Here is an 18,381-nt window from a genome sequence, read left to right on the forward strand (position 1 = left end):
CTTGCGCGGCCGCGGCCCATGAGCTGAACTGACGTACCGTCAGAATCGGTGAGGGGTGTGCGGGATGCAGACGATCTGGCTCGGCGGGGCGGAGTGGCTGGCCGTGCTCCGCATCGGCCTCGGCCTGTGGTGGCTGGAGAGCTGGCGCCACAAGGACAAGAAGGGCTGGTTCGAGCGCGGTACGGGCATCGCCTGGGCGGCGGACGTGGCCGGCAAGCACCGCTGGAGTGCGGTGCGCAGTGGCTTCGACAAGGTCGTACGGCCCCGGCCCAAGGCGATGGCGTATGTCGTGGTCTACGCCGAACTGGCGCTGGGGCTCGGCCTCGTCCTCGGCTTCCTCACACCGATCGCGCTGGCGGGCGGCCTGGTGCTCAACCTGCTGTATCTGGTGCTGATGATCCATGACTGGGCCGAGCAGGGGCAGAACGCGATGATGGCGCTGATCTCCCTGGTCGCCCTGTTCGGCGTGAGCTGGCAGACCTGGTCGCTCGACGCCGCCGTCGGGGTGTTCTCGTGAGGGCCGGTGCCGGTGGGAGCGCGGCGGAGGCGGGTGCGCGCGGTGCCGGCCGGGACGTCGCGCACCGTGCGGCGGGGTTCGATCTGCCGGAGGTGGACGCCTTCACCCGGCCGTACTGGGACGCGGCGGCCGAGGGGCGGCTGCTGCTGCGGCGCTGCCGGGCCGAGGGCTGCGGTGCGGCCCATCACTACCCGCGTGAGTTCTGCCCGTACTGCTGGAGCGAGGAGGTCGGCTGGGAGCCGGCCGGCGGGCGCGCCACGCTCTATACCTGGTCCGTCGTGCACCGCAACGACCTCCCGCCGTTCGGCGACCGGGTGCCGTATGTCGCGGCCGCGGTCGATCTCGCCGAGGGGCCGCGGATGATGACCGAGATCGTCGACTGCCGGGAGGCGGAGCTGCGGATAGGGATGCCGCTCCGGGTGCGGTTCCGTCGTGCGGAGGGGGCTGTGGGCGGCGACGGTTCCGGTGGTGCGGCCGGCGGCCTCGCCGTGCCGGTCTTCCGGCCCGCGTGACCCCGGCCGGGCCCCGCTCCCGGCCCAGGCCCCGGCCGGGTCCCGGTCGGGCACGGAGCCGGGGCGAATCCGGGGCGAGTCCGGGGCGAGTCCGGGGCGAATCCGGTGGCGGCCCGACCGGCGGCGGCGTCATCCTGGAGTCGTGCTGATCCGTGAGGCGACCGCGGCCGACTGGCCCGCCATCTGGCCGTTCTTCCACACCATCGTGGCGGCCGGTGAGACCTATACCTACCCGCGAGACCTCGACGAGGCGACGGGCCGGGAGATGTGGCTGCTGGAGCCGCCAGGCCGTACGGTCGTCGCCGTCGAGGACTCCGGGACGGTCCTGGGCACCGCCAAGATGAACCCCAACCACATGGGCGGCTCCGCGCATATCGCCAGCGCCAGCTTCATGGTCGATCCGCGGTACGGCGGACGGGGCGTCGGACGGGCGCTGGGGGAGCACGTCCTGGCCTGGGCCCGCGCCGAGGGCTATCGGGCGATGCAGTTCAACGCCGTCGTGGAGACCAACACCGGCGCCGTCGCCCTCTGGAAGTCCCTGGGCTTCACGATCATGACCACCCTCCCCGAGGGCTTCCGGCACCCCACCAAGGGCTATGTGGGGCTGCACATCATGTATCGGCAGCTGTGACGGCGGCCGGCTGTGACGGCGGCGCGAGGGGCGGCAGGGGCCCGGCTGTCCCGGGGAGCGTCGCCGCGGAGCCACCTCCCAAGATCACTCCGCTGACGGCCCCTGAGCCTCCCGGGCCGCAGACGTGAGGGACATGTCCGAGTAGCGCTCGCCTGCTACCTGCCCGGCGATCGGCTCCAGCAGCGCCGGCTGCTCGGCGCTCAGGCCCCTTCCGGCGCCCGGCGGAGACCCTCATAGAAATTGATCTTGGCGTTGAGTACGGCGAGGGTGTCCTGCAGCTCCGCGATGCGCCCGGCGGCCTCGTCCCGGGTCTGCTCCAGCACCGACTGCCGTTCGCCGTAGGTGTCCTCGCCCTGGCGGACCAGCTCCGCGAAGCGGACCATGTCGGCGACCGGCATCCCGGTCAGGCGCAGCTTGGCGACGAAGGCGAGCCAGTCCAGGTCCCGGTTGCCGAAACGGCGCTGACCGGTGTGCGACCGCGCCACATGCGGCATCAGGCCGATCTCCTCGTACCAGCGCAGGGTGGGCGCGCTGAGCCCGGTGTGCGCCGCGACCTCGCGGATCGTGTAGTGATCCTGGCCGTCGGGGCGCGGAGGGGCCGCCCCCGCGGACCCGCAGACGTCCACGGGCGGGGACTTCACGGGAGTGCTGTCGATCACCGTCATGCCGATCACGCTAGGACCTTCAAGCGCACTTGAAGCAAGTGCCCTCCGTGCACCGTCTCGGGGGCCGACCGCGCCCGTCGGCCCCGGCGTTCCGCTGAACCTCGCCGTCCCCCGCCGCCCGGTGCCCTACGGCCAGAGCAGTTCCGTGGTCCAACGGCCGCCTTCGCGGCGGTAGTTGAGGCGTACGTGGCGTCGCCGTGCGTCGCCCTGGAAGAACTCGACCTCCTCGGGGCGCAGCACGTACAGCGTCCAGCTGGGTACCGCCGCGTCCGGTTCCCGCTGCGCGCGCTCCCAGGCGGCTTCCGAGGCGCGGGCCAGCTCCCCGGTCGAGCCCAGCACCTCGCTCTGCCGGCCGACCAGCGCCGCGGCCAGCGCGCCCGTGGAGCGGCGGTGCAGATCGGCCGCGCTCTCCTCGGGCCCCGCCTCGGTCACCGGCCCGCTGACCCGCACCTGGCGGCCGACCGCCGGCCAGTAGAAGCCGAGCGCCGCCCGCGGCCGGGCCGCCAGTTCGCGGCCCTTGCGGCTGCCGCGGTGCGAGGCGAAGTGCCAGCCGCGCTCATCGGCGTCGTGCAGCATCAGGGTCCGTACCGAGGGGTCGCCGGCCGCGTCCGCGGTGGCCAGGGTCATCGTGTGCGGCTCCGGCTGGCCCGCCTCGGCGGCCTCCCGCAGCCACTGCCGGAACAGCGGCAGCGGCTCGGCGGGCGCCTGCGCCGGGTCGAACGCGGGCAGTTCGCAGTCCCAGACCCGCAGCCCGCGCAGCAGCTCGCGGAACGCGCGGCCGGCGGCGTCCGCCTCGCCGGTGGGGGCCGTGCCGTCGGCGGGGGCGGCTTCCGGTGTGTCCTGGTGCGCGGGGTGATCGCTCATGTCAGGCAGCGTACGTGCGGGTCGCGGCGGCCGGCGCGGGACCGGCCGCGGCATCCGGCGCACCGGCCGCCGCCCCGCCCTGCGCGCGAACCCGCCCCCGGCCGGGCAGCGGATAGTCCTTGAGCGTGATCGCACAGGCGCCCCGCTGCACATCCTCCGCGATCTTCTTCGCCACGAAGTTCTTCCACGGCATGTGCGGCAGGATCCGCAGCATCAGATGCCGCAAGCGGATCTGCCCCGGGGTGTCCGCCGTCATCTCCTTCGCGAACTTCCGCGCCAGCGCGTGATTGGCCGCGACATAGCCGCGCATCTCCGCCTCGTAGCGCGCAAAGGCCGCCTCCGGCTCCCCTCCGGCCGCCAGCTCCCCGGCCAGGACGTACGCGCCGACCAGCGCCATCCCGGTGCCCTGCCCCGATGCCGGCGAGGCGCAGTGCGCGGCGTCGCCGAGCAGCACCACCCGCCCGCGCGACCAGCGGTCCATCTCGATCAGATGCAGCCCGTCGAAGTAGAGGTCGCCCGCCTCGCGGGCCGCTTCGAGGAGCCGGGGGACCTGCCAGCCGACGCCCTCGAACGCGTCCTGGAGCAGCGCCAGCTGCTGGGCGCGGTCGCGGTGGTCGTAGCGCAGTCGGGGCGAGCGGAAGACCAGCAGGCCCGTGGCCCGCGGATCCCCGGCCGAGCTGTAGGCGCAGATCAGCTTGCCCGGTACGGCGTGGTACAACTCCTCGCGGTCCAGGCCGAGTTCGTTCGGCATGGAGAAGGCCGAGACGTACCCGCCGAGGTGCCGCACGAACTGCTCCTCAGGGCCGAAGGCCAGGCGCCGGACGGTCGAGTGCAGGCCGTCGGCGCCGACGACGAGGTCGAAGCGGCGCGGGGCGCTCCGCTCGAAGGTGACTTCGACGCCTTCCGGCGCGGTGTCCGAGTGCCGGCCCGGATGGGGTGAGCCTGAGGTGCTCGCCGCCGCGGGCGCGACGGGGGTGATCGAGGTGATCGAGTCGCCGAAGAGGTACTCGACGCCGGAACGGGTGCGCTCGTAGAGGATGCGGGCCAGTTCGCCGCGCATGATCTCGTCGTCGCGGCCGACCCGCGCGCCGAAGATGTCGGCCGGGAGGGTGGCGATCCGCTTGCCGTCGTCGTCCACGTAGGCGCCGGTCTGCATGTCCGTACTGGCGCGCTGGATGTCCTCCAGGATCCCCATCCGCTCGACGACGTCGATCGCGGCGCCCCGGATGTCGACCTTGTAGCCGCCGGTGCGCAGCTCCGGGGCGCGTTCGACGACGGTCACCGCGAAGCCGTAGCGGTGCAGCCAGTAGGCGAGCGCCGGGCCGGCGACGCTCGCACCGGAGATCAGCACGGTACGGGGCGCGGTGCGGGGGCTGGAGCCGGTGCGGGTGTGCGGGGCGGTTGCGGACATGGCGGGGTTCCCTTCGGGCGTGCGGTGGGCGGTGCTCCTGAACGGGCTGCGTCGCGCATGTCGCGGCGCTCGGTCGCGGTGTGCGCACCGGCCGATGAACTCGACTATACGAGTGTCTTAAACGCTTGTCTATGACGCTTGTATAGGCAGTCGTCCGTGGGGTGCCGACCGCTCGCGGAACCGCCGCCGAAAAACCGTTCGCCCCGTGCCGGCGCCCCGGCTAGGGTTTCCGCATGCATCACTTCCAGCAGATCTACGGCTGACACGGCCGAGGGCGGACGTCCGCCCCGCCCGCACCCAGGCGTGCCCGGCGCACCACCGGCCTTGCGGCCGATGCTGCATGCCGCCGCCCGGGCCGTCGGGCTTTCCGTGTTCCCAGCCGTGACCTCTGTTGTGAAGGAAGTGCCTTTCCCATGCGCCGTACCGCCCATATCGCCATGCTCGGCTCGCCCATGGTCAGCCATGTGCTGCCCAGCCTGGAGATCATCCGAGAGCTGGTGGCCCGCGGCCATCGCGTCACGTACGCCAACAGCGACCACGCGGCCGAACTGATCGCCTCCACCGGCGCCGAGTTCGTCCGCTGCACCACCACCCTGCCGGTCGCCGAGAACGACTGGCCGCAGGACCCCATCGCCGCGGCCTCGCTCTTCCTCGACGAGGCCATCGAGATGCTGCCGCAGCTGCGGGCCGTCTACGACGAGGACCCGGCCGACCTCTACCTCCACGACGTCTGCTCGTTCGCCGCCCGCGCCCTGGCCGAGTCGCAGGGCCGCGAACTCGTCCAGCTCTCCCCGACGTTCGTGACGTGGGAGGGCGCACAGGAGGAGATCGGCGCGGCCTACGCCGCACTGCCGGGGGCCGCGGCCTATCAGGCCCGCTTCGGCGCCTGGCTCGCCCGCAGCGGCGCGGTGACCACGGACGTGGACGAGTTCTCCAGCCGGCCGCGCCGGGCGCTGGCGCTGATCCCGCGGGCCATGCAGCCGCATGCGGACCGGGTCGACGCCGATGTCGTGACCCTCGTCGGACCGTGCCTCGACGGCCGTGCGCAGCAGGGCGGCTGGGAGCGGCCGGCCGGCGCGCGGAAGGTGCTGCTGGTGTCGCTCGGCTCGGCGTACACCCGCCAGCCGGAGTTCTACCGGCAGTGCGTGGCGGCCTTCGGGGACCTGCCGGGCTGGCATGTGGTGTTGCAGATCGGCAAGTACATCGACCCGGCGGAGCTGGGGGACCGGCTCCCGGCGAACATCGAAGTGCGGTCTTGGGTACCGCAGTTGGCCGTCCTTGCGCAGGCGGACGCGTTTGTGACGCATGCGGGGATGGGCGGCAGCAGCGAGGGGCTGTACACCGGCCTGCCGATGATCGCGGTGCCGCAGGGCGCCGAGCAGTTCATCAACGCCGACCGGCTGGTCGAGCTGGGCGTCGCCCGCCGTATCGACACCGCCGACGCCACGGCGGAGGCGTTGCGTACGGCCCTGTTGGAGCTCACGGCCGATCCGCTGGTCGCCGCGCGTGCGGCCGCGCTGCGGGCCGAGGTCCGCGCGCAGGGCGGAGCCCGCCGGGCCGCGGATCTGATCGAGGAACTGCTGGGCTGACGGAACAGGGGGCGGTCCCGGGCCCGGGCTCACACCCCGGGCCCGGGGCCGCCGCTCGCCCTCCCGCCCCTCGTCAGCCCCGCCCCAGCACCACCGTCCCCGACGAGCAGAACCAGCCGCCCGTTCCCGAGGCGACCGCGAGCTGCGGCGGTCCGCCGTCGGCGCGGTGGACCTGGCGCTCCGGCCCGGCCTCGCCGCGGAGCTGGCGTACCGCCTCGACCAGCAGGAACAGGCCGCGCATGCCGGGGTGGCAGGCCGCCAGGCCGCCGCCGTCGGTGTTGACCGGCAGCTCGCCGTCCCGCAGCAGCCGCCCCTTCTCGACGAACGCGCCGCCCTCGCCCTTGGCGCAGAAGCCCAGGTCCTCCAGCGTCACCAGGGTCATATAGGTGAAGGCGTCGTAGATCTGCGCGAGGTCGATCTCGGCGGGGCGGACACCGGCGCGGGCGAAGGCGAGGCGGCCGGAGACCGCCGCGGGCGAGACCGTGAAGTCGTCCCACTCGGACATGGTGGTGTGGGAGACCGCGGTGCCGGAACCGAGCACCCATACCGGGGGCTTGGCGAGGTCGGGCACATAGTCCTCGGCGACCAGCAGGACCGCGCAGCCGCCGTCGGAGCGGATGCAGCAGTGCAGCTTGGTGAACGGGTCGGCGATCATCGGGCCGGCAAGGACGTCGTCGACGGTGATCGGGTCGCGGTACAGGGCGTCCGGATTGGCCGCCGCGTTGGCGCGCGCCTGGACCGCGATCTGGGCCAACTGCTCCAGCGTGGTGCCGTATTGGTGCATATGGCGGCGGGCGGCCATGGCGTACTTGGCGATCAGGGTGTGCCCGTAGGGGACCTCGAACTGGAGCGGGCCGCGGGCGCCGAAGGAGAGGTTCGCGGTGCGGCGGCGGGCCTTGATGTCGGCGCGGGCGGTGGAGCCGTAGACGAGGAGTACGGCGCGTGCCTGGCCGGCGGCGATCGCGTCGGCGGCGTGCGCGGCCAGCACCTCCCAGGTGGCGCCGCCGACCGAGGTCGAGTCGACCCAGGTGGGGCGCAGTCCCAGATACTCGGCGACCTCGACGGGGGCGAGGGTGCCCAGCCCGGCCGAGGCGAAGCCGTCGATCACCGACCGGTCCAGTCCGCTGTCGGCGAGCGCCCGGCGGGCGGCCTGCGCGTGCAGGGCGTACGGGGTGGCCTCGTCCACGCGGCCGCAGTCGGAGAGGGCCACCCCGGCGATGGCGACCTTGCGGCGCCCCGACGGGGTCCGGGGAGTCGTCGACGGACCTGAAGCGGCTGACGGCACTGGCGGCACTGACGGCGCTGAGGGCATGAATCTGACGGTACATCAGATATCCGCGGGCGGGCAGGGTGCGGGGTGAGCGCGGTAACCCCCTAGGGCCTGTCCGATGGGTCCTGGCCGGGCCCGACCCATCGGACAGGCCCTAGGAAAGTGCACCCCCCGTCCCTACTATGACGCCCCGTCAGATCGGATGCCGGGGCCCGTTCGGACCGGACGGGCGTTGTCGCACGGCCGGGAGGAGCCCGCCGATGGATGCCGCGTTCACCGAGGAGCAGCACGAGATCCGCCGCACGCTGCGCGAGCTGCTGCACAAGCGCTGCGGCCCGGACGAGGTCAAGGCGGCGGTACGCACCCCGCCGGGCTACGACGAGGAGCTGTGGCGCCGGCTCGCCGCTCAACTGGGGCTCCCCGGGCTGGCGCTGCCCCCCGCGTACGCGGGGGTGGGCTGCGGGCCCACCGAACTCGCCCTGGCCTGCGAGGAGACCGGCCGTGCCGTACTCCCCTCGCCGCTGATCGCCACCGCGGCGCTGGCCGCCCCGCTGATCCTCGCGCTGGGCAGCGAACGGCAGCGCGCCGAGCTGCTGCCCCCTCTGGCGACCGGGGAGCTGACCGGGACACTGGCCGTACCGGGCGGACGGCTGGCCACCGCACTGGCCCTGACCGGGGCCAACGACGGCGACTGGGCGGGCGGCGGCCGGGCCGGCGGCATCCAGGCACGACGCGTGGCACCGGAGGGCGCGGCGTCCGGGCCGGAGGGCGGCGGCTGGCGGCTGTACGGGGAGGCCGGGCAGGTGCTGAACGGGCACACCGCGGAGGTGCTGGTGGTGGCCGCGCACACCGGCGGCTTCGCGCGCAGCCGCACCCTGCTCTTCCTCGTACGGGCGGACGCCGTCGGACCTGCGGACCCCGCCGTACGGGCAGAGACCCGGGTACGCGGCGAGGGGCCGGCCGGCCTCCGGGGGCTGCTGCGGACCCGGCAGACCGTGCTGGACGAGACCCGGCCCCAGGCGCGGCTCGAACTGCGCGATGTCCCGGCCGAGTTGCTGGGCGGGGGAGCGGGGGAGGACGAGGGGGGCGGTGACGGGGCGGCGGTCGCGCGGGCGCTCGCCGCGACCGGTGCGCTGGCCGCCGCGGCGCTGGCCGCCGAGGCGGTCGGGGCGGCCGACACGGCGCTGGCCCGGACCGTCGCCTACGTCCGCGAGCGCGAGCAGTTCGGCCGGCCCATCGGCTCCTTCCAGGCGGTCCAGCACCGGCTCGCCGACCTGTACGTGACGCTCCAGGCGGCGCGCTCGGCGGTGTACTACGCGGCGTGGTCGGCGGGGCGCTCCGGGGAGCACACCGCGGCCCCGTACGGTCCGCGGGGGGCCGAGCCCGGGGTGGCCGCGCTGGCCCTCGCGCAGGCGCTGGAGGCGCTGCGGGCGGTGGCGGCCGAGGCGGTGCAGCTGCACGGCGGCATCGGCTTCACCTGGGAGCACGAGGCGCATCTGTACTTCAAGCGCGCGGCCTGCGACGAGCTGCTGCTGGGGCCCGTGCACCGGCTGCGCGCCCGGGCCGCGGAGGAGGCGGGGCTGTTCCCCGGCGGGGCGGGCGCGGTGGACGGCGGCCCGGCCGGGGCCGCACGGCTGGTCGGTGCGCCGGCGACGGACCGTGCCCGAGAGGCGGTGGACGCGTGATGCCACCAGGTGAGCGGCTGGTGCAGAGGGTCTCGTCGACCCGTGCGTTCGCCCGGCTCGCACCGCACTTCATCCCGGCGCTGGACCGCGCGGTGCACCGGCTGACCCGCGGAAAGGTGCTGCTCAGCGCCCGGATGCTGCCCGGGTTGATCTTGACCGCGACCGGCGCCAGGAGCGGGCGGCCGCGGCGTACGCCGCTGGCCTGCCTGCCGCAGGAGGACGGCGGGTGGCTGCTGATCGGCAGCAATTTCGGGCGGCCGGGCCATCCGGCCTGGACCGGGAACCTGCTGAAGAATCCGGAGGCGGAGGTCAGTTGGCGGGGCGAGGACGTTCCCGTACGGGCCCGGTTGCTCTCCGGCGAGGAGCGGGCGCGGGCCTGGCGGGCGGCGCTCGATTTCTGGCCGCCGTACGCCGCGTACCAGGCGCGGGTGGAGCGGGAGATCCGGCTGTTCCGGCTGGAGCGGCGCTGAGCCCCCCCGTACGCGGACGGCCCCCACGTACGCGCAGCGGGTGCCTGGCGTACCCCTTGAGGGGACGGGTGGCACCCGCTGTGTGCGCGGTACGGCTATGGCAGGACGAAGACCGGACCGATACGGGCCGACGGCGAACCGGCTTGGGTACACCGGGACTTGGAGGCGCGGCTGTTGCCTGGCCGCTCCCTTGGTAGCCGGTGCGGTTGCCTGGTGGTGGTTCCGCTAGGAAGTCCGCTTCATATGGTCCGCTTCATTTGGTGGGCTTCTTGCCCGTGATGCCGAAGTGCACCAGCAGCGCCAGATTCGGCTTGAGCTCGGCCTGCTTGACGCCCCAGCTCTGGAAGCCCTTCTGGTGTCCGGCGACCGCCGCCAGCATCGCGACGATGGAGCCGGCCATGGCCGCCGCGCTCACGTCCTTGTCGACCTTGTTCTTGCTCTGGAGCTCCTGGATGGAGTCCGTGAGCGAGTTGGTGACGGCGTTGAGGATCTTCATGCGGATCTTGTAGAACCGCTTGTCGCCCTCGGCCGCACCCAGGTCGACGACGCGGAGAATCGCGTCGTGCTTGCGCCAGAAGGAGAGGAAACCCTCGACCAGGTCCTCTGCCGCCTGCCAGCCGGACTTGCCCACCCAGGAGCGTTCGGCGACAAGATCGGTCAGAGTGGCGCCTTCCTTGGCCATCTCCTCGGCGATTTCGAGGACGGCTCCTTCGACGTCCGGGAAGTACTGATAGAACGTAGCGGGAGAAGTCCCCGCTTTTCGGGCCACATCGATGACCTTGACGTCCCGGTAGGGGGACGAACTGAGCATTTCACTGAGGCAGTCGAGAAGCTTTTGCCGCGTCGCCTGTCCGCGGCGGCCAGCAACTCTGCCGTCGACGGTTCGAACTTGTCCTGTCATGCCGTCAGCTTACCGAGGGGTGATCGGAGCGCGATTTGACTGCCTGCAAATGGGGATGGGGAGTTCGGGGTGCGCGCTTCCGCGTGAGTGCGCTGGTGGCGGGCCTGCCGGGGGCGGTGGATTGGGTGCGGAGGCTTGATCCGAAGCGGTGAATGGCCTTATCAACAGGCTGTGGACAACTTTGGTGGATAAGCGGTCACTGTCTGTACATGAAATAGGCAATCGCGGACGCCAGTTGGGCGCTCGATGCGTATATCGCGTATCGCTTCCGCTTTCTCGCGCGGAATCGACCAGTATCCACCGGAATCGAGTTCGCGTTCGATTGATTGTGTTTGATTACTCGGTGGGCGCGCGGCGCGAACCAGCGCTAGCTTGGACATATGGCCACCACGGCGGCCGGCGATAGCGCCTGCGCGGACGGCGATCGCACGCCGCGCGGGGCGTCCTGGCATCGAAGTGGCCGTCGACGGCGCAGAATTGAGGCGTCGGACAGGGGAGGATGACGGGGGCGACGAGGGGGTGGCGGCGCCGGGCAGGGTCGGTGGCCGTCGAAACGGAGCGGTGAACGTCCGTATATCGGGCGGTGTCGCGCCCGGGGGGAAGCCGCAACTCATCGGTAACCCCTGGGTGACCACCCGTCGACGGACGTATCGGAGCACGTCAGGCCAGGTTGGGTTACGTCGGGTAACGGGCCTGTTGCGGGTCGCGGGGGGTATGCCATGACACGGCGGACAGGCCCCGGGTTCGCAACCGTCGGCTCGGCCAGGAAGAATCAGCACGCGGACGGTCGTTTCGGCCAGGCGGTGAGACGCTGCATCGGGGCAGTGGCTCTCGGCGGCTCGTGGCTTTTGAGAGTCTCTTTTTTTACGCCCCACGGGGAGGTGGCAGGCAAGTGGTGGAGCAGCTGAAGCAGCTGACGCAGCACGATCCCCGGCGGATCGGGCCGTTCGAGGTGCTCGGCCGTCTCGGGGCCGGCGGCATGGGACTGGTCTATCTGGCGCGCTCGGCGTCCGGCCGGCGCGTGGCGATCAAGACGGTGCGTACCGAGCTCGCCGAGGACCAGCTGTTCCGGGTCCGCTTCACACGCGAGGTCGAGGCGGCCCGCGCGGTCAGCGGCTTCTACACCGCGGCGGTCGTCGACGCCGATCCGCGCGCCGCGGTGCCGTGGCTGGCGACGGCGTACGTCCCCGCGCCCTCCCTTGAGGAAATAGTCAATGAGTGCGGGCCGCTGCCGGCCCAGGCGGTGCGCTGGCTGGCCGCCGGGATCGCCGAGGCGCTGCAGTCCATCCACGGCGCGGGTCTGGTCCACCGCGACCTGAAGCCGTCGAACGTACTGGTCGTCGAGGACGGCCCCCGGGTGATCGACTTCGGTATCGCCTCCGGGGTGTCCAACACCCGGCTGACCATGACCAACGTGGCCGTCGGCACGCCCGCCTACATGTCGCCCGAGCAGGCCAGGGACTCGCGCAGCGTCACGGGCGCGAGCGATGTCTTCTCCCTCGGCTCCACCCTGGTCTTCGCGGCCACCGGGCACGCCCCCTTCCACGGCGCCAACCCCGTCGAGACCGTCTTCATGCTGCTGCGGGAGGGCCCCGACCTGACCGGGCTGCCGGACGAACTGCGTCCGCTCCTGGAGTCCTGTATGCAGATGGAGGCCGGCCACCGCCCGTCCCCCGCCGATCTGCAGTCCCAGCTCGCCCCGCACCTCTTCGGCTCCGGCAGCGACGACAGCGGTACGGCCTCGGCCTGGCTGCCGCCCGGTGCGGTGGCGCTCATCGAGGGCCGGCGCGGCGGCGGGCGCTCCGCCGTGCCGAAGGACACCCAGCGGGCGGGCTCCGGGCGCGCTGTCGGCCGTCCTGCGCCCGCGCCGCCGCCGTCGCCCCCGATGCCCGCGCCCCGGCCCGTACAGGCGCCTCCGCGGCCCGCGAGCGCCCCTGCGGGGGCCGCTGCGGAGTCCGGCTGGCCCGGACGGATCGGCGCCGGTCCCGGTGTGGGCCCCCGCGGCGGCGACCCGAGGGGCAACCCCGGCCCGATGCCGCAGCCCGCATCGGTCGGCCCGGACATCTCGACGGCCCGGATGACCCCGGTCTCCGCGGCCCCGCCCGCCACCGCGCCGCCCGTCACCGCGCCTCCTGCCACCGTGCCGCCCGCCGAGGGTGCCGCCGGTCCCGTACACCTCGGCGGCTCGCCCGCCCCGATAGGGCCGGGGCCGCGCGCCGACGCCCGCGAGCCGCAGCCGCGCGGGCAGGCCGGTGCCGCGACGAACTGGGTACGGCCTCCCGGTGGCGGCCCGGCGGCCGGTGCGCAGCAGGGCGCGGCGCCCGCCGGTGCCCCGGTGGCCGAGGGGGCCGCGGCGCAGCCCGCCGCCCCGCCCGAGGCGCCGTCCGCCGAGCCGGGCCGCTGGCGCCCCTGGCGCTTCCGTATGTCGAACGATGTGTGGGGCACCCCCGCCGTGGACGGCGATCTGCTCTATGTCACGTCCTTCGAGGTGCACGCCCTCGACGTGGCGAGCGGGCGCCGCAAGTTCAAGACCCGCGACGTCGCCTGGGCGATGTCGGTCGCGGACGGGCGGATCCACGCCTCGGACGGTCCGAGCCTGTACGCGCTGGACGCCGTCGACGGCACCGAGCGCTGGCGCCTGAACACCGAGGGCTGGGTCTACGCCCTCAAGGTCGACCGCGGGACCGTCGTCACCAGCACCCGTGGTGGCGGGGTCCAGGCGTGGGAGGCCGGCAACGGCGAGTTGCTGTGGGAGATCGGCGGCGTCCAGACCGACTTCGAGACCGCCGAGGCCGGGCCCGTGGTGCACGAGGGCACGGTGTTCGTGTGGGCCGACGCGCGGCTGAAGGCGCTGGAGGCGCGGACCGGCGCCGAGCGCTGGTCGTACCCGGTGGGCGACGCGGCGGCCTGCGGCGGGGTGCCGATGCGGCTGCTGCCCGCGTCGGATGGAACGGTCTACGTGGTGGCCGGGACCCGGGTGCTGGCGATCGACATCGCGCGTGGCGATGTGCGCTGGCACTTCGAGGCGCCCGCGGTGTTCCTGGGCCCGCCGGCCTTCGCGCCCGGACCGGCCGTCACCGGCGGCGGGGTCTATCTGGCGGACTATCTGGGCACGGTCTACGCGCTGGACCCGGCGGACGGCCGCGACCGCTGGCGGATCGCCACCGAAGCCCGGCAGTCCACCGAACCGGTGCTGGTCGCCCATGGCGCGGTCCACCTGGGCAGCGGCAAGGCGCTCTACACCCTGGACGCGGTGACCGGCACGCCGCGCTGGCGCTTCCAGGCCGGCGCGGAGGTCGTCGGCGCACCGGTCGTCGCCGAGGGCCGGGTGCACTTCGGCTCGGCCGACCACTGTCTGTACACGCTCGATGCGATGGGTGGCCAGCTGCGCTGGAAGCTGGAGACCGGCGGTGAGATCACCGGCTCGCCGGTGGCCGTCGGCGGGGTCGTCTACGCCTGCAGCAAGGACCGCTGCGTGTACGCGCTGGACGCGGCCAAGGGGACGGGGCTGGCGCGACGGGCGTAGCCGTGCGACCGGGGAATACCGCCCCGGCTTCGCTTCGTTGTGGCCCCGCAGGGGGCGTTCGCGTCCCCTACGGGATGTGTTCGCCCCCGCCCTAGGGGCCCGCCGCCCCACCCCCCACCCCGTCTTCCCGCCCCCTACTCCCGCTCCTCCGGGGGCGGTTGAGGCTGATCGCGCTCTGGTTCCCGGGGCTGCTGCGGCTGTTGGGGCTGCGGGCGGCGGTGCTCCTTGCCCCATTCCACCGGGGGCGTGGGAGGCAGTCGGCGGGACGACATGGTCGGCGGTGGCTCCTGGGGCTGTTGCCGGGGCTGTTCCTGGGGCCGTTGCTGCCGGGGGCGCGGAGAGAAGGGCCGCCGTTGCCGTTCGGTCGGGGGCGGCTCGGTGACCGGCAGAGGGGCGGTCGGGGTGTCGCCCTGCTCGCGGGACGGGGCGCCGTCGCCGCCCGCAGGTGGTCCGGCCGGTCCCGCGACGTACGGCTCCGGGTCCCACTCCTCCGCGCCCGGGCGGCCCGCGTCCCACGGTTCGGGCGTCCCCGGGGGGTAGGCGGCCGGTGGAGCCGGCCTGCGCCTGTCGTAGGGGGCGTCGGGTCCGTAACCCCCGTAGTACCCGTCGTCGTACTGCCGGTCGTCGTAGCGGTAGTAGCCGTCGTCGTAGCGCCGCTCGTCGTACCGTCGGTCGGCTCCGCGGCCGTACCCGACGCGTTCGCGGCCCCGCATGATCAGGGCGCCGAGCAGGATCAGCGCACCGCCGCCCAGGGCGTTGGCCACGCCCACGCCCAGCCCGCGGGCCCCGGCGGTCAGCTCGTTCGCGGCCTGCCCCTGGCGGACCATCCACAGGATCGTGAAGCCGAGGACGACCAGGCCCGCGAGGGCGACCAGCAGCCGGGCGCGCAGTGCGACACCGATCAGGGTCAGCAGGGCGGCGAAGGCCATGGGCAGCAGGACGGAGCCGAAGAGCGGGGCGCTGTGGAGGGTGATGCCGTCGAAGAGGTCCTCGATCCGGATGTCTCTGCCGTGACGGCCGTCGTACCAGGGACGGAAGGGGCTCCAGACGGCGGCCGTCGCTCCGACGAGGGCGATCAGGGACCCGAGAACGTTGCGCACCACAGGCGTCGCCTCGCTTCGAATTGTCCCGTTCGTCCTCCGTGACCGACGCTACGCCTGCCCGTCTTCACCCGCTAGACAAGTACGGCCACCCGCGTCACAGGGGCCTGTGGGCGCTGTCACCGGCTCTTGCTAGGGTGCCGTGCACGCGTCAATCCATGGGGTGGCGGGGCTCAGAGGTTTCCACGGGGGACGGTTCGGATGAAGCAGCGCACACGCACGGACATGGGCAGCCGCGGTGGTGCCCGCAGGGGTGTCAGGGCGGCGGTCGCGGGCGGACTGGTGCTGGTCACGGCCGCCACGGTCAGCGGCTGCATCAGCAGGCCACGGGTCCATGTGCCGACGAACTTCCCGAGCCCGTCGTCCTCCAGCAGCTACGACCCGTACGGCTCGACCCCTACGGGATACCCGTCGGACACCTACTCGCCCTCGCCGACCCAGGAGACCTTCGACCCCGACGGGCGCTCGGACGTCAGTGGCAGCAACTGCGACTTCTCGAACTCGCTGCGCCAGTTCACGTACACGGTCTCCATCACCAACCCGTCGTCCACCGACAGCTTCTCCTACGACATGGCCGTCAACTGGATGAAGGCCAGGCCGGCCGACGGCAAGGCGTACGGGCTGCACGAGCGGTCGATCATCGTGGGCCCCGGCGACACCGAGACCTACACCGCCAAGTACACGGTCAACCAGTCCTCCATCGGGCAGTTCTGGTACACCTGCCAGATCACCCGGGCGCAGAAGACCCGGATGTGACGGGTCAGGGGGCCGGGTCCCGCTTCCGGGCGGCGAACAGCTCCGCCTGACGGTCCGGGGGCAGACTGCCCAGCGCGATCAGCTGGGGGGCCTGCGCCAGGGCCTGCGCTCTGGCCGCCTCCTTGGCCGCCCAGAGGGCGCGTACGGTGCCCTGGACGGCCCCGGTCGGCTGCGCGGCGACGGCGGCCGCGCGGCGCAGCGCCACCTCGGCCGCGGCGCCCGGTGCGGTCAGCTCGGAGACCAGGCCGATCTCGTGGGCGCGCGCGGCGCCCAGCCGCTCGGCCGTGCCCATCAGCGACAGCCGGGCGATCTCGCCCAGGGGCATCCGCTGCGCCATGTAGATGGACTCGTAGGCGCTGACCATCCCGTAGGTGGTGTGCGGGTCGAAGAAGGTGGCGCTCTCGGAGGCGATGATGAACTCGGCCTCGCCCAGGAGGTAGAAGGCGCCGCCGCAGGCCATTCCGTCGACCGCGGCGATGACCGGCTTCCACAGGTCGTTGGCCTTCGGGCCGATGCCCAGCAGCGGGTCGTCGACGGAGTAGGGGGAGGGCGGCTGGGGGACGTCTACCGAGCGGTCGATACCGGTGCAGAAGGCCCGGCCGCCGGCGCCGGTGACCACCGCCGCCCGTACGGAGTCGTCGAAGCGGAACGCCTGCCAGGCGGCGGCGAGTTCCCCGGCGGTGTCGAGGTCGATCGCGTTGTGCCGCTCGGGCCGGTCGAGGGTGACCAGCGCGACGCCGTCGGTGATCTCGATGCCCACCGTCACGGCCGCTCCAGGATCCAGCGGGGTACGGTCACGCCGCCGGGCATGGCGTGGAAGACGGCCTTCACCGGGGCGCCGATGCGCAGCCGCGACGGGGCGACGGAGTTGAGGGGGGCGTCGGCGGCGGCGACGAGGTTGCCGGCGAGGCGGATGCGGGGGGCCTCGGCCAGCTCCACGATGATCGCGTTGTAGCCCGGGAGCGTGGCGTAGGCGGGCAGCAGCGGTGGATGCGGCAGCACGTAGGACCAGATGCGGCCGCGGCCGGTCATCCGCTGCCAGTGGGCGGCGAAGGACTGGCAGTGCGGGCAGCAGGGCCGGGGCGGGAAGCGCGGTTCGTCGCAGTCGGAGCAGGTCTGGACGCGCAGTTCGCCCTTGGCGGCGTACTCCCAGAACGGGGCGCCGTCCGCGTCGGGGACGGGAAGCAGCAGGTCGGAGCCGTCGCCGGGCCCGTTGTCAGTGGCGGGTGCCACGCTGGGTGCCATGGACCTACGAGCGGACTCAATGGGCCTACGAGCGGGCTCGGATGCACTCATCGCCTCTCAACTCCTCAGCAGCAGGGCCGAGGTGGGCACGCCCTCGCCCGCGGTGACCAGGCAGGTGGCGGCGTCGGGGACCTGCGCCGTGCTGGTGCCGCGCAGCTGCTTGACGCCCTCGGTGATCAGGTTGAAACCGTGTACATACGCCTCGGAGAGGCCGCCGCCGCCGGTGTTGAGGGGGAGCCGGCCGCCGATCTCCAGCGCGCCGCCCTCGGTGAAGGCCGCTCCCTCGCCGCGCCCGCAGAAGCCGTAGCCCTCCAGGGAGAGGGGGATCAGGGGGGTGAACGCGTCATAGATCTGCGCCACGTCGACGTCCTGCGGTCCGAGGTCGGCGCCCTTCCACAGGTGCCGGGCGGCGGTCCAGGCGGGGCCGGTGAGCGGGTCGTCGTTCCAGTAGTTGACCATGCCGTGGTGCTGGGCGGGCAGGCCCTGGGCGGCGGAGTGGATGTAGACGGGCCGCCGGCGGCAGTCCCGGGCGCGCTCGGCGGAGACCACGACGCAGGCCAGCGCGCCGTCCGTCTCCAGGCAGTTGTCGAAGAGGCAGAGCGGCTCGCTGATCCAGCGGGCGGTCATATACATCTCGCGGGTCAGCGGGCGGTCGTACATGATCGCGGCCGGGTTCTGGTTGGCGCGGTTGCGGCAGGCGAGCGCGACGTTGAAGAGGTGGTCGCGGGTGGCGCCGTATTCGTGCATATAGCGGCGGGCCAGCATGCCGATCTCGTCGGCGGGGCGCAGCAGTCCGAAGGGGCGGGTCCACTGCCCCGGGGTCGGCAGCTGGACCTGGGTGTTCTTCCAGGGGCGCGGCCCCGAGCCGCGTTTGCGGGACCGCCAGGCCACTCCGACGCTCGCCTGGCCGGTGGCGATGGCGGCGGCCAGATGGGCCACCGTCGCACAGGAACCCCCGCCGCCGTAGCCGACCTTGGAGAAGTGGGTGACGTCGCCGGCGCCGATGGCCTTGGCTATCTCGACCTCGTCGGTCTCCTCCATCGTGTAGGAGGCGAAGGCGTCCACCTCCGAGGGGGCGATGCCGGCGTCGTCCAGTGCCGCGACGATCGCCCGGCAGGCCAGGGTCTTCTCGGGTTCGGGCAGTCGCTTGGCGAACGGGGTCTGCCCGATGCCGGCTATCGCCGTAGCGTCCTTGAGGGTCACTGCCATCGCCACCTCCGTGGCCGGTCGCCAGTGCTG

General features: G+C 73.1%; 17 protein-coding genes. 8 read left to right on the forward strand and 9 right to left on the reverse strand.

The features are described from left to right. The first annotated feature begins 64 nt into the window (after positions 1–64). The 3 genes from ACZ4NB_RS06405 (at position 65) to ACZ4NB_RS06415 (ending at position 1,660) form a co-directional block, all read left to right on the forward strand. Positions 65–517, forward strand: coding sequence for a DoxX family membrane protein (locus ACZ4NB_RS06405; RefSeq protein ID WP_467658703.1), 453 nt, complete (start codon positions 65–67; stop codon positions 515–517). 83 nt (positions 518–600) lie between these two features. Then, on the forward strand, positions 601–1,029 hold the full coding sequence (locus tag ACZ4NB_RS06410; RefSeq protein WP_467659169.1) for a Zn-ribbon domain-containing OB-fold protein: 429 nt from the start codon (positions 601–603) through the stop codon (positions 1,027–1,029). Positions 1,030–1,171: 142 nt separating this feature from the next. Then, entirely contained in the window at positions 1,172–1,660 is a 489-nt protein-coding gene (locus ACZ4NB_RS06415) for a GNAT family N-acetyltransferase (protein WP_467658705.1), read from the forward strand. A 200-nt stretch (positions 1,661–1,860) separates the two neighbouring features. On the opposite strand, the gene ACZ4NB_RS06420 is transcribed toward ACZ4NB_RS06415, so the two are convergent. The 3 genes from ACZ4NB_RS06420 to ACZ4NB_RS06430 form a co-directional block, all read right to left on the reverse strand. Beyond that, positions 1,861–2,325, reverse strand: a complete 465-nt coding sequence (locus tag ACZ4NB_RS06420; protein ID WP_467658707.1) for a MerR family transcriptional regulator — start codon at positions 2,323–2,325, stop codon at positions 1,861–1,863. A 126-nt stretch (positions 2,326–2,451) separates the two neighbouring features. Continuing rightward, complete coding sequence (locus ACZ4NB_RS06425) at positions 2,452–3,189, reverse strand: pyridoxine/pyridoxamine 5'-phosphate oxidase (RefSeq protein WP_467658709.1); 738 nt, start codon at positions 3,187–3,189, stop codon at positions 2,452–2,454. A gap of 1 nt (position 3,190) precedes the next feature. Further along, positions 3,191–4,600, reverse strand: coding sequence for an FAD-dependent monooxygenase (locus tag ACZ4NB_RS06430; protein ID WP_467658710.1), 1,410 nt, complete (start codon positions 4,598–4,600; stop codon positions 3,191–3,193). A 413-nt stretch (positions 4,601–5,013) separates the two neighbouring features. On the opposite strand from ACZ4NB_RS06430, the gene ACZ4NB_RS06435 reads away from it, so the two are divergent. Next, positions 5,014–6,189 carry a macrolide family glycosyltransferase gene (locus ACZ4NB_RS06435; protein WP_467658712.1) on the forward strand — a complete coding sequence of 392 codons (1,176 nt, stop codon included), beginning with the start codon at positions 5,014–5,016 and terminating at the stop codon, positions 6,187–6,189. A gap of 73 nt (positions 6,190–6,262) precedes the next feature. On the opposite strand, the gene ACZ4NB_RS06440 is transcribed toward ACZ4NB_RS06435, so the two are convergent. Beyond that, positions 6,263–7,501 carry a thiolase C-terminal domain-containing protein gene (locus ACZ4NB_RS06440; protein ID WP_467658714.1) on the reverse strand — a complete coding sequence of 413 codons (1,239 nt, stop codon included), beginning with the start codon at positions 7,499–7,501 and terminating at the stop codon, positions 6,263–6,265. 218 nt (positions 7,502–7,719) lie between these two features. On the opposite strand from ACZ4NB_RS06440, the gene ACZ4NB_RS06445 reads away from it, so the two are divergent. Both ACZ4NB_RS06445 and ACZ4NB_RS06450 read left to right on the forward strand, forming a co-directional pair. Continuing rightward, entirely contained in the window at positions 7,720–9,144 is a 1,425-nt protein-coding gene (locus ACZ4NB_RS06445) for an acyl-CoA dehydrogenase family protein (RefSeq protein WP_467658716.1), read from the forward strand. After that, positions 9,144–9,614 (forward strand): nitroreductase family deazaflavin-dependent oxidoreductase, encoded by a 471-nt coding sequence (locus ACZ4NB_RS06450; RefSeq protein WP_467658718.1) that lies wholly within the window; start codon positions 9,144–9,146, stop codon positions 9,612–9,614. The genes ACZ4NB_RS06445 and ACZ4NB_RS06450 overlap by 1 nt, the downstream gene beginning before the upstream one ends. A 253-nt stretch (positions 9,615–9,867) precedes the next feature. Here ACZ4NB_RS06450 and ACZ4NB_RS06455 read toward each other — a convergent pair whose 3' ends face one another. After that, positions 9,868–10,515, reverse strand: coding sequence for a TetR family transcriptional regulator (locus ACZ4NB_RS06455; RefSeq protein ID WP_384430115.1), 648 nt, complete (start codon positions 10,513–10,515; stop codon positions 9,868–9,870). 892 nt (positions 10,516–11,407) lie between these two features. On the opposite strand from ACZ4NB_RS06455, the gene afsK reads away from it, so the two are divergent. Further along, a complete protein-coding gene (gene afsK, locus ACZ4NB_RS06460; RefSeq protein ID WP_467658720.1) occupies positions 11,408–14,041 on the forward strand; it encodes a protein serine/threonine kinase AfsK in 2,634 nt (877 codons plus the stop codon). Between the two features lie 134 nt (positions 14,042–14,175). Here the strand turns inward: afsK and ACZ4NB_RS06465 are convergent, their stop codons facing one another. Beyond that, on the reverse strand, positions 14,176–15,144 hold the full coding sequence (locus tag ACZ4NB_RS06465; RefSeq protein ID WP_467658722.1) for a hypothetical protein: 969 nt from the start codon (positions 15,142–15,144) through the stop codon (positions 14,176–14,178). Between the two features lie 198 nt (positions 15,145–15,342). Here ACZ4NB_RS06465 and ACZ4NB_RS06470 point away from each other — a divergent pair, with 198 nt between their 5' ends. After that, positions 15,343–15,897, forward strand: a complete 555-nt coding sequence (locus ACZ4NB_RS06470) for a hypothetical protein (protein ID WP_467658724.1) — start codon at positions 15,343–15,345, stop codon at positions 15,895–15,897. A gap of 4 nt (positions 15,898–15,901) precedes the next feature. Here ACZ4NB_RS06470 and ACZ4NB_RS06475 read toward each other — a convergent pair whose 3' ends face one another. From ACZ4NB_RS06475 to ACZ4NB_RS06485, 3 genes are read right to left on the reverse strand one after another with little or no spacing between them, the layout of a single operon-like run. Then, the gene (locus ACZ4NB_RS06475; RefSeq protein WP_467658726.1) at positions 15,902–16,663 is read right to left on the reverse strand and encodes an enoyl-CoA hydratase/isomerase family protein; all 762 of its coding nucleotides are present in this window, start codon (positions 16,661–16,663) and stop codon (positions 15,902–15,904) included. Continuing rightward, the gene (locus ACZ4NB_RS06480) at positions 16,660–17,142 is read right to left on the reverse strand and encodes a Zn-ribbon domain-containing OB-fold protein (protein WP_467658728.1); all 483 of its coding nucleotides are present in this window, start codon (positions 17,140–17,142) and stop codon (positions 16,660–16,662) included. The genes ACZ4NB_RS06475 and ACZ4NB_RS06480 overlap by 4 nt, the downstream gene beginning before the upstream one ends. 57 nt (positions 17,143–17,199) lie before the next feature. Beyond that, complete coding sequence (locus tag ACZ4NB_RS06485) at positions 17,200–18,351, reverse strand: lipid-transfer protein (protein ID WP_467658730.1); 1,152 nt, start codon at positions 18,349–18,351, stop codon at positions 17,200–17,202. Between the last annotated feature and the right edge of the window lie 30 nt (positions 18,352–18,381).

The sequence above is a fragment of the Streptomyces sp. NPDC026575 genome (assembly GCF_055567415.1).